Origin of the sequence: Paenibacillus sp. UNC499MF, from assembly GCF_900107975.1 — a bacterium.
Classification (GTDB): Bacteria; Bacillota; Bacilli; order Paenibacillales; family NBRC-103111; genus Paenibacillus_F.
In genome coordinates this window covers 182,026-192,829 of record NZ_FNVF01000009.1, presented here as the reverse complement: position 1 = coordinate 192,829, position 10,804 = coordinate 182,026, and the positions used below count along the sequence as shown (strand labels likewise).

11 protein-coding genes and 1 pseudogene are annotated in these 10,804 nt (G+C 46.8%); 4 read left to right on the top strand and 8 right to left on the bottom strand.

Going from position 1 to position 10,804, the window contains the following annotated elements; translation table 11 throughout:
* Positions 1-92: 92 nt before the first annotated feature.
* Together C4S74_RS18750 and C4S74_RS18745 are read right to left on the bottom strand one after the other, a co-directional pair.
* Positions 93-608, bottom strand: coding sequence for a GNAT family N-acetyltransferase (locus C4S74_RS18750; RefSeq protein ID WP_082596080.1), 516 nt, complete (start codon positions 606-608; stop codon positions 93-95).
* Positions 609-964: 356 nt separating this feature from the next.
* Positions 965-1,891 (bottom strand): ketopantoate reductase family protein, encoded by a 927-nt coding sequence (locus tag C4S74_RS18745; RefSeq protein ID WP_103996806.1) that lies wholly within the window; start codon positions 1,889-1,891, stop codon positions 965-967.
* Positions 1,892-2,054: 163 nt separating this feature from the next.
* Between C4S74_RS18745 and C4S74_RS18740 the strand changes: the two genes are divergently transcribed.
* The 4 genes from C4S74_RS18740 to C4S74_RS18730 all read left to right on the top strand — a co-directional run bounded on the left by C4S74_RS18740 (position 2,055) and on the right by C4S74_RS18730 (position 4,804).
* Positions 2,055-2,606, top strand: coding sequence for a TetR/AcrR family transcriptional regulator (locus tag C4S74_RS18740; RefSeq protein WP_181024473.1), 552 nt, complete (start codon positions 2,055-2,057; stop codon positions 2,604-2,606).
* Positions 2,607-2,713: 107 nt separating this feature from the next.
* Positions 2,714-3,175, top strand: a complete 462-nt coding sequence (locus tag C4S74_RS27075; RefSeq protein WP_258042541.1) for an AraC family transcriptional regulator — start codon at positions 2,714-2,716, stop codon at positions 3,173-3,175.
* Between the two features lie 5 nt (positions 3,176-3,180).
* Positions 3,181-3,672 (top strand): AraC family transcriptional regulator, encoded by a 492-nt coding sequence (locus C4S74_RS27070; RefSeq protein WP_258042540.1) that lies wholly within the window; start codon positions 3,181-3,183, stop codon positions 3,670-3,672.
* A 229-nt stretch (positions 3,673-3,901) separates the two neighbouring features.
* Positions 3,902-4,804 carry an SDR family oxidoreductase gene (locus C4S74_RS18730; RefSeq protein ID WP_103996804.1) on the top strand — a complete coding sequence of 301 codons (903 nt, stop codon included), beginning with the start codon at positions 3,902-3,904 and terminating at the stop codon, positions 4,802-4,804.
* Between the two features lie 243 nt (positions 4,805-5,047).
* Here the strand turns inward: C4S74_RS18730 and C4S74_RS18725 are convergent, their stop codons facing one another.
* The 6 genes and pseudogenes from C4S74_RS18725 to C4S74_RS18700 all read right to left on the bottom strand — a co-directional run bounded on the left by C4S74_RS18725 (position 5,048) and on the right by C4S74_RS18700 (position 10,757).
* Positions 5,048-5,761 (bottom strand): GntR family transcriptional regulator, encoded by a 714-nt coding sequence (locus C4S74_RS18725; protein WP_103996803.1) that lies wholly within the window; start codon positions 5,759-5,761, stop codon positions 5,048-5,050.
* 147 nt (positions 5,762-5,908) lie between these two features.
* Positions 5,909-7,021: an amidohydrolase/deacetylase family metallohydrolase gene (locus C4S74_RS18720; RefSeq protein ID WP_103996802.1), complete on the bottom strand. Its 1,113-nt coding sequence runs from the start codon at positions 7,019-7,021 to the stop codon at positions 5,909-5,911.
* 566 nt (positions 7,022-7,587) lie between these two features.
* Positions 7,588-8,175, bottom strand: coding sequence for a DUF1349 domain-containing protein (locus tag C4S74_RS18710; RefSeq protein ID WP_103996801.1), 588 nt, complete (start codon positions 8,173-8,175; stop codon positions 7,588-7,590).
* A 279-nt stretch (positions 8,176-8,454) separates the two neighbouring features.
* Positions 8,455-8,646 (bottom strand): acyl carrier protein, encoded by a 192-nt coding sequence (locus C4S74_RS18705; protein ID WP_219819064.1) that lies wholly within the window; start codon positions 8,644-8,646, stop codon positions 8,455-8,457.
* Between the two features lie 789 nt (positions 8,647-9,435).
* A pseudogene (locus tag C4S74_RS27265) lies at positions 9,436-9,559 on the bottom strand (serine hydrolase); the annotation flags it as partial.
* A 64-nt stretch (positions 9,560-9,623) separates the two neighbouring features.
* Entirely contained in the window at positions 9,624-10,757 is a 1,134-nt protein-coding gene (locus tag C4S74_RS18700) for a serine hydrolase (RefSeq protein WP_219819063.1), read from the bottom strand.
* Positions 10,758-10,804: the final 47 nt, after the last annotated feature.

Sequence of the window (10,804 nt, the reverse complement as noted above, 5' to 3'; positions counted from 1 at the left end):
AAAAAAGCCGCTGCTACGCGACTTTTAAGCATGTATGTTCTTGTCATCCGATACATATTACATTATCAATTGTTTTTTACTTTATATTATGCTCATTTTGTTCGCTCTACAGAATACAGAAAAAATTCCATATCTATATTCCTAAAATTCTTAGTATCTTTATCAATAATATTCATACCATTTCGAACAGCAACTTTTTGAGAGGCTATATTTGTGTCCCTAATAATAGAATAAACCCTATTTGCATTAAGAACTGAGAAAGCGTATTCCTTGCAAGCAATTGCCGCTTCTGTTGCGTAACCTTTGTGCCAATACGCTTTTTGAAACAAAAATCCTATTTCTAAAATTTCTTTTTCTCTCCAGCCTTGCATTGTCAAGCCACATTGACCAATCATTTCGTTTGTTTCTTTTAATACAACAGCCCAAAGTCCAAAACCATACTCTTCATATCTTTTAAGATGTCTGTTAAGCCAATTTTGTGCTTCTTCTAAGTTGAATGCACTTTCATAAGCAGCACGCATTACTTCCTCATCACACAATATTCCGCACAATGCATCATAATCGGACTGCACCATTTCTCTAATTATAAGACGTTTTGTTTCTATCAAAAATCTCCCACCTTTGTATTATATCAATAACCTCTCAAAAATTCCCGGATCAGCGGTGAGTTGCTGACGCCGGTCCCTATTACGGTCACGTCCCGTCCGGCAAACGATTAGATATAGGATTCATAAGCACCTCAACTTTGAAAGTATCACTACATCAAATATACCACATTTATAAAGGCGTTTCTGCGGACTTCTCCGGTTCCTATAAGTCACCTGCGTTACTGCCTGGACGTCGCGTTGTCTACGCTTATCTCACATCGTTCTCTTTGCGTCTTGAGAAAGATCTTCAATTACGGGAAACGATATAAGTTCTTGTCATCCGACAGCTTCCTACAGCACTCTTCACGCAGCAGTGACTATGATTGAATAAGCCAATCTGTCTCTAACGCGTCCCAGTTTGGTGTAGGCACATCCGACCTTGCCCTCCATTCAGCAAAGTCCTCATTCAAGGCTGTGAGCTCAACTGCTGTCCCATCAATCAACCGGCTAACCGGAAGCAGGAAGAAAATCTTCATCGCCCAGCGGATTAAGTTTGGATAGCCGGTAATCCAAGACGCCTGCTTCGCAGGGGTTAACGGGTAACCCAATGATTCAAGTACACGGAAGCCCTCTCCCATCGCAGCCACTAACTGACGCATTCGCCTGTCGTCACGGACAACCTGTTTCATCTGGAAGCTATGGAACAGAATGACCATGTTCATGGGCACGACCAGCACCATGTGGTTTTTCAGCCACGCATCGATCTGATCATGGTAACTGATTTTGTACTTGGTTCGCATGAATGCCTGCTCCAGCAGGGAGCGAAACGGAACGGGACCGTCCAGACCCCCGATGACCATCTCCCCATGGCTGCCACGAATGCAAATGACTCGTCCGTCGGTACGTGTACCTGCGGTAGTTTGGAATCCAAAAGCGACCTGTTTAGGCGACTGTCCATGTTTACTCAAATGGTCCTGCATGGCGTAGGTATTCATATTGTTGCCGACCAATACGATATGACGGCTAGCGTTTTCTGCGAGGATCGGTAGCACAGCCCCGAAATCCGAGTATTTCATCATGACGAAGATCAAGTCATACGCGTCACCTGACTCTAGTCTACGAATTACACGAACCCGATCAACAGTTGTCTTGCGCTGAAGGTAATGCCGAATGACCAGTCCCTCCTTTTCCAGTTCCTCCGCTCTCTTTCCTCTTGCCAACACAGTCACGTCATGACCGCCCTTTACTAGGACATGTGCCAGATAGCTTCCCTGCACACCTGCACCGTACACAAGTATATTCAATATTATCCCTCCTGATATAATTAACAGTTGTTGAATATTTATCACCTGTTCATTACAATCAAGATATCATTGGAACGAATGCAGGTGCAATGGCTAATTGCTTTCGTTTTTGTTGAGAAATGAACAACGAATACTGAATGTGTTCAGGAAAGAGGGGAAAACCATGGATCGGCGCATCGTGCGATCAAGACAAATGATTATGCAAGCGTTCATTGGGCTGTTGGGAGAGCAGGAATTTGAGAAGGTCACCATTCAAGGGATTGCGGATCGGGCCAATGTCAACCGCGGAACGATCTATTTGCATTTTACAGACAAATATGACCTGCTGGAACAGAGCGTGGAAACGTATCTGATGATGCTTGCTGACAGTTGTGTGCCGGAGGATGGCTCAACCAATGAACTGTCCCGGGAACTGCTGATTCGTGCGTTCACGTATCTGAAAGAGCATGCAGAAGTCTATAGCGTTTTGATTACAAATAAAGGTATTCCGGCGTTCAGACACCGTATGACACAGATGATTGAAGCGAATATCACCTTGGTGGTGAACCAAATGAAGCTAGAAACCGGTATCCACAGGGATGTATTGGCGCAATTCTTATCCGTTTCCATTACGGGGTTGATTGAGTGGTGGGTCGTCCAATCTATGCCATATACGCCAGAAGAGATGGTTGAACAGATGGCTAAAATTTTGGAAGCAAGGCTGCAGCTATGGTAAACGAATTAAATTTGAAGTGTGATACCTGCATAAAAGTTTTGAGATTTATCAAATCGGCAAATACTATCAGCACCATTACAGCCGAATAAGGAGTTGTTGGTGAAAGAATGCGCATCGTAACCGATTCACGGCTGCAAGTGTCAAATCCGAGCAAAGGGCTCTTAGATGAGGAAAGATCCCGGCTGGCCCGAATGATTTTGGCCCTTGCCCCTTATGACGGCGCTTTTAAACAGCGCATTCCCGGATTGCTGATCAGCCGCTTTTCTCGGATCGATTCCGACACGGTAAATGATTTCAATTCCCCTTCCCTATTATTTGCAGTGCAAGGGGCAAAGGTCATTACGGTTGGTCAGCAAGTATACACCTTGGACAAATTAGAAATGCTCCTGTTTCCCGTTGCCTTGCCAGTCACCATGCAGACTACAAATGCCACTCCTTCCGAGCCGTTTCTTGGTATCAGGCTGGATCTCGACTCGAGAAGAATTTCCGAGCTTGTCCTCAAAGTATATGCTCACGGGCTGCCCCCCTTGGTCAGCGGAGTGCGGGGTACGCCGCGAACACCGGGTTAAGCATAATGAAGGCGGTGAGCAGACTTCTGGATTGTTTATCCGATCCTGGAGATACGGAATGGATTGCTCCGCTTGTGATGGATGAAATCTTGATACGCATCCTGCGAAGTCCCTTTGGCAAACAGGTCGCTGAAATGGGTTTCGTTGATTCCGGCGTGCAGCGAGTCGCCAAAGCGATTGCCTGGCTCCAATCCAACTTTTCCCAGCAGATGAAGGTCACAGACTTAGCCGATTTGATGCATATGAGTGTTTCCTCGTTTAACGAGCATTTTAAATCCGTCACTTCCATGAGCCCGCTGCAATACCAAAAAGCGCTCCGGCTGCATGAAGCAAGGCGTCTTATGTTTTCCGATTCAAGGAATGCCAGCACGGCAGCCAGACAGGTTGGATATATAAGCATTTCTCAATTCAGCCGTGATTACAGCCGTTTTTTTGGAATTTCACCAAGCAGAGATATCGCCAGATGGCGGCAGCAAGAACAAGTTCCTCACGACTGAAGCACCAAATGGGATTGAACATTTTATAGGCGATGTGGATTCGCTTTTGATTTCTCTTCTATCCGCAGCCACAAGGCGTGCGGGTGTTATTCTTCCTGCGGTGAACCGGGACTATCCCATTTTCCAACGGATCAGGCAAAAAGCGGCGCGGAATAGGCAAACCTCCCAGGTGAGACTGAACTACAATAAACGTATAGCGTTGCAACTTACATTGTGGGAGGAATACATTATGCGTGTTTTTGTTACAGGGGCAACTGGTTTTATTGGTTCGGCCATAGTGCGGGAACTGATCGGAGCGGGACATGAAGTTGTAGGTCTTGCCCGCTCGGAAGCGGCGGCGGCGGCACTCACCGGAGTTGGTGTGTCGGTGCATCGCGGATCTCTAGATGACCTCGACAGTCTGCGCAGCGGGGCGGCGGCAGCGGATGGGGTGATCCATGCCGCGTTTGTTCATGACTTTAGGGATTACGCCGAAGCCAACCATCAAGATAGCCAGGTGGTTAAAGCGCTCGGGGAGGCATTAGCCGGTTCTGACCGACCCTTAGTAGTCACTTCCGTAACTGCGCTCTTAACACCTGGACGCCTGGGTACGGAAATGGATACATCCGATCCCCATTCAGCCGCACGCGTCGCATCGGAAGAAACTGCATTGGCCATGGCTTCACAAGGTGTTCGCGCATCCGTGGTTCGTCTTCCGGTATCCGTCCACGGTGACGGCGACAAGGGATTGGTCCCAACTTTGATCGATGTTGCAAGAAGAACGGGTGTCTCCGCCTATGTAGGCGATGGAACGAACCGTTGGCCCGCTGTGCACAGGCTCGATGCAGCCAAACTTTATCGACTGGCGCTCGAATCTGCATCTGCCGGCACCCGATTGCATGCGATTGGCGATGAAGGGGTAGCGTTTCGCGATATTGCCGCCTTAATCGGCCGCCGCCTCAATGTGCCTGTAGTCAGCAAAACTCCAGAGGAGGCGGTTGATCACTTTAATTGGCTGATGCACTTTGTGATGATGGACAATCCTGCCTCTAGCGCTTTGACCCAAGAACGCTTCGAATGGCGTCCCGGTCAGCTAACACTTCTTTCAGATATTGACCGCCAAGCGTATTTCGGAAATCAGGGTTATTTATAGCGGCTGGAACACAGGATTCAAAACAACGATCATTCGGCATCAAGACGCCAGGACAATGCAATCTTTTCTACGCTTAACACACATCGTTTTCTTTGTATCATGAAAAAGATCCTCAATTACGGGAAACAAAAAACGATATAAGTTCTTGTCACTGACTTGTGCCAAGAACTTATATCGTTAAAATAAAAAAAGCCGCTGCTACGCGACCTTTAAGCATATATGTTTTTGTCATCCGACATCGGGCTAAACATTATAATTTACAATATAACTGTGCATTCCCGTATTGTAGAAGCCCTCGCTGTATTCGATCACTTCGTCCGTTTCATCATAGGAATAACGCAATCTTTTCAATAAAGGGGTTTTCTCTTGCACGCGTAATTTCTCCTCTATAAGAGGAGAGGCAAATGCTACCGCAAAATGATCCCGATATTTCGCCAACGTGATTTCTTGCTCCTCAAGCCACTCGTACAGAGACTGAGCATTCAGTTCCCATTGATCGATTTCTCCTATACGCATGCTCAAATAATGTGTGTAATGCGTATAGGGCACATTATTAAGGCTGTACAGACGTTCTATGCGGATGCACTGTGCTCCAAATAGCTGATGCGGTTCCGTACCCTCTTCCGTCATGATAACTTCGACTTGCAACAATTGCTTTTGAACCTGATTGCCTTCTTCGACCAATAGCTCTGTAAACCGTTTCCATGTAGACAGCTTGGAAGTAGCCGTGTTGCGTATAACCTTCGTCCTTTTGCCACTGCCCTTTTCCAGATAGCCTTCTTGGCACAGTTCTTTGATGGCGTTGCGAATTGTAATCTTGCTGACCTCGAACTCCTTCTCCAATTGGGGCTCTGAAGGGATATTCGCCTTAATAGGATACACGCCGTGCAGTATTCTATCCTTTAAAATATTTTTGATTTGCAAATACAAGGGCCTTTGATTCCGGGATAAGTTCACTCTGCATCCACTACCTTTCAAGAATCGTTCCGACTCGCCATACACGGTCTCTTTCGATATGTATCTTCAGTCCCATTACGCGAGCGTTCTTGAAACATTAAATACTCATACTCCCGCTTGCGCTAATGACGCGTTAAAACCTCGTAATTAACATTCCATGTAAACACCATTCACAACGACCCCTTTGGCTTGTATGCTTCTATCGGCTGTCCACTTGACACCTTCGGAATCAACCAGGGTAATCGGATCATTCCGAAGGGTGAATAAGGTTAAATTGGCAACGTCCCCAACTTGTATCCGGCCAAGCTCCGGTTTTCCGAGCCAATTGGCCGCATGATCCGTAACGGCTGCAATCACTTCCTCTAGCGAATATCCCAAATAAAGAAATTTCGAGAGGACATTGGCCATACTATACACGGGGCCATTTAATCGGTTTCTACGGTAGATGTCCGTGCTAATCGTGTTAAAACCGATGCCATGCTGCTTTGCTGCCTCGGCAATTTTTAGCGAAAAGCTTGCTGAACCATGCCCGACGTCCAACTTTACGCCGCGTTCAATGGCATCCGCTAACACAAGAAGGGGATTGCCCTGATCATCGAAGAGATTATTCGGCTTCCCGTTGAGATAGTGAGTGATAATATCCCCTTTCTCTAATAGAGGGACGATCTCCTCGATACTTGGCGGTGCGGAACCGATGTGCACCATTAACGGCAGTAATGTTTTATCGGAAAGAGCTCGTGCGATACGCAGAGGTTCAATGCCGCTTTCACCCACCACGCTTTTGCTGATTCGCGCTTTTAACCCCACTATGAAATCTTTGTGCTCTTTTACCGCTCCAATGACTTTTGACGTATCTATCCATTCCAGATTGGATAATTCATCGATTCTTTGCAAGCCTACTCGCGAAATGTTCAAAAAGGCGAATAGATTGGTTCGTGCATGCTGCTTGCTTGCGGCTAACTCGGCAATCCGGTCCGCCCCGCAGCTTCCTGCATCCACGATGGTCGTGACGCCCAGCTTAATTCCGATTTCATCGATTTCATCGCCGTAGGGTTCAAATTCGGGAAAGGCATGGGCATGCATATCAATCCAACCGCTTGATATGTAAATCCCCGAGCAGTCTTTCACATGTTTTCCTTGTCCGCTCCCGGCTGTCGTTATCTCGGTAATCTTACCCTCTTCGATTACGACATCGGCAGCTTCCCCATTCACACGTTTTACATTACGTAACACAAATGACTCTTGCTTCGGCTCATACATGAACTTCACCTTTTCCCTGGTTTTAGTTAAGAACGCTTGCAAACGATTATTTGTTATGGGTTCCCTAGGTATGTGCACAATCGCATTGTGAAATGATTATAACGTTATAATGTTAATGTAGCATACAGGAAGATTAAAGTAAATATAACGTGGTAACAAGCTGACTAAATATCCAAAAAGGTCGATTATAATACAAGTATTTAAGGACTATGAGACTACCTTCCTGGCCGATAATTTGAAGCGTTTATTAGAGGCTTAGGAGCGATGAAGAGTATGATACTTTGTTCCTCCGAACACGGCCTCATCTATAGCCGTGTACAATACGCTAGAAGTCACTTGGTAACGCGCAGAATCTTGGATTGGCCAAAGCGTTAATTCATAAGCGGACGCTCTTATTATTGATGAGCCAACTAATGCACTTGATCCAGCCGCAATTGACAATTAAAGGGATGTTTGTGTCAGTAACCTCCGACACAAACATCCCTTTAAACTAATAAAAACCCTTGATATTATTGTATTTTAATTATGGCATGTTTCTGTCTTTAGACAGCTGTCTCCCCTTCCAATCATTCATGAGCCTTCCACATGCATTCCGTGATCTCCATCCCACTAAAAAAAGATGTGAACGAAGAATTCTCTGGGCTGCACGCATACATTCCCAGTTGAATTTCCCCGCCACCCTCAAATAAATGAAAAATACGCATTTGTCTGTATTCTACTCCGTCATAGGAGTTCTCGATGCAGAAATCACGATTGCGACGGCTAATTCTGTAAAACATAACTTTAATACTAGCGTCAATATCTGTCGTCGCCCAATCGGAAAATCCGTTGTTCGTCACTACACTGCCTAATCGTTGGTATTGTTCATTTTCGTACTCAATGGAAGCCTTGAACCAATTGTCGCTGTTTTGGTAGATCGCTACACCGCATTGATCAAACCGATTGTTAGTATCAAACTCTGTTCGGACCACAAATGAAAAGTAGGGTTCATGAATCTTAAATAATAGAGCCGGTGCGTTATCGTTTCTAAAACCGTAGTATGTACGCTGCCAGAAGTCCGTTCCAGGATCTGTTTGAATTACAACTTCATTTTCTCGAATCGAATAACTCGTGGGCTCATTTAACCAAAATAATTGACTTGGATCGTATTTCATGAACTGCCCCTCCTGCTCACTGAATAAGACCCATTATACCGTAAAAATCTTTACTCCAAAACTTGAAGCCGTCACCCTGCGTCAATTTAGAAAAACAAGTGCACCTTATGTTCGTGTCATTCGAGAATGTTCTTCTCTTCTTCTGTCCCGTCATGGAGCAAACAAAGCAAAGCTGCCGTTTAAAATCGGCAGCTTTTTGATTGGTGCTTGTTATCCACTACTTACCGTCAAAATCCGTCATTTCATAACTCTATAAAAAGCTTTCTTTGTAAATAGTACTCACTTTATCTTGCTGTCAACGCTATCTTTAATTTTTTGAATCGTAGAGAATCTTTCAAGCAAATTTTCATCACCTGAGAACTCAATATCGTACTCATCTTCCAACTGAACAACCATTTCGAATGATTTCATGGAATCTAAACCAAGTTTCCTGAGATCCTCATCAAGGGTAATGTCACGATCATGCTTCAAAATGACAATTCTCAATCGAATATGTAAAGTTTGGAAGCATTTCAGAGAATTCCGCATGCTTAATAATAGGCAACTTAAAGCTTGGATCTTTATAGTTGTTTGTATGTTCGAAAGAATAGTGATTCACATAGGACGCATATTTATTAGTTGGATCATAATACGAAGCTATCGAAAAAAGTGCGTTATACTTACAATTCATCCAAAATTCATTAAAATGGCTTAATATCGGTTCCGACAAACGATGAATTCATTAACTCACCAACCTTTTGTAATAATTATTCAGCTTTACCCACCATCATCAAGGCTGCTGGCACATAATGTGGTTGCAAAACTATTTGCGGCGTAACCGTTTCAATCCATACTATGAAATAGTTCATTCCTCCCAATGAAAATCAGAATGATTGCAACTTTCGGCACAGTTAGCGTAACTGAACATCTATGTTGAATGCTGTCGAATCTTTGTATTGAATACTATTAAATTTTAAACGAATGTCATTACCGCCAAGTTATCGCCTATGCCGCGCGCACCATAAAAATACGACCGCCCGATAGTTATTATCAGGCGGTCGCGAATGTTTAATCAGGTCCCTCCGAAGGTCGAATATTCAACCACAGGTACGATAGAAATGCACTCCATAGACCTGTATCGGACAAACCGGGGAATCATCCGAATATAGTCTAAGGAGTGCGCTGCCGGACCGTGAAGCCGGTGCTCGATTTTTACAGGCTCACTTCTCTGCCTTCTTTAATGGAACGTTCGATTGCATCCACGACTCTTAAAGAATCCAAGGGGATCGGGATGTAGGCGGTCCGCAGCCGGTCCAACTTCCCGTTGGGTACGTAGAAGCCGGCGTCCTTCATTCCGAGCGGATCGAGCATCCTATGTCTGACCGGTGACTCTGGCCACGAGTACGTCAGTCCGGCGTCCGCTCTACCCCATGCATAACCGGAGAGTCAAGCCTCAGGGTGTACGGGGCTCAGCCCTGTATACTGGCCGGCCCGCCGCCGAACACCTCCTCGACGAGCCTCTGCGTCGCCTTCTGAAATGCCACTGCCAAGGACATTGCGACGTCGTCCACATAGTTCACGGAGGCGGTCAGGGTCTTACTGCCGTCGGGCGTACTGTACATCAGTGCCGCGTAGCCCGAAATGCCTCCGTTGTGGGTGATGATGGTACCTTCGCCGTTCGGGCCGGCCTGAACGAATACCCCTAAGCCATAGCCGATTTTGGGGTACGGCTTGCACATCTCGTCCAGCAGAGGGGCCGGAAGGAGCTTGCCGCCCATCAGCGCCGAGATAAACGTGTGGAGGTCCTGGGTGGTCGAGATCATGTCACCACCGGTGGAGATCCAGGAGGGGTTCTGGCGGGTGATGTCGACCGTCTTCTGCTCGCCGGCGTCCTCGTACCGGTAGTAGGCGTGGGCGTGCGGCTCGGGTATCTCCGGCTGGGTGTCTGGTACCACGGTACCCGACAGCCCGAGTGGCCCCAGTATCAGCCGCTGCATCTCCTCGGCGAGCGAGCTGCCGGTGACCTTCTCGATCAGCAGCCTGGCCAGCACGTAGTTAGTGTTGGAATAGCTCCAGTCCGTTCCCGGCTCGAATCGCGCCGGCTTAGACAATGCCAGCTGTACCAGCTCCTCGGGCCGGTAGGTCTTGAACCGGTTATCTACCCATTCCTGTCCCTGCCATGGGATCCCCGGCACCACCGTTCCGTCTTCGTAATACTCTCCGGTGAAGTTGAACACCCCGCTGGTGTGTTGTAGCAGCATCCGCACCGTGATCCGCCGGTCCAGCCCGAACTCGGGCAGGTAGTCTGACACCGGGTCATCCAGCCCGATCCTGCCCTCGGCAACCAATTTCAGGACTACAGTCGCGGTGAAAGTCTTGGTGTTGCTGCCTATCCGGAAGTGGCCGTTTGTGGACGGCTTCGCCTCTTCGCACAGCGTGCTCACACCGGCGCTGCCAACCCACTCGCCCTGCTCATCGTGCACACGCAGCTGCACCCCGAGGAAACCGGAATCGACGATCTCCTGGATGGCCTTCTGCAGTTCCGGGCGATCCTGCCCCACGGCGATTCTTTTTTCCTTCATATTTTCTGACGAACTATTCATAACATTCACATCTCCTTATTATAAGTCTTCTTACACACGTTTGAACC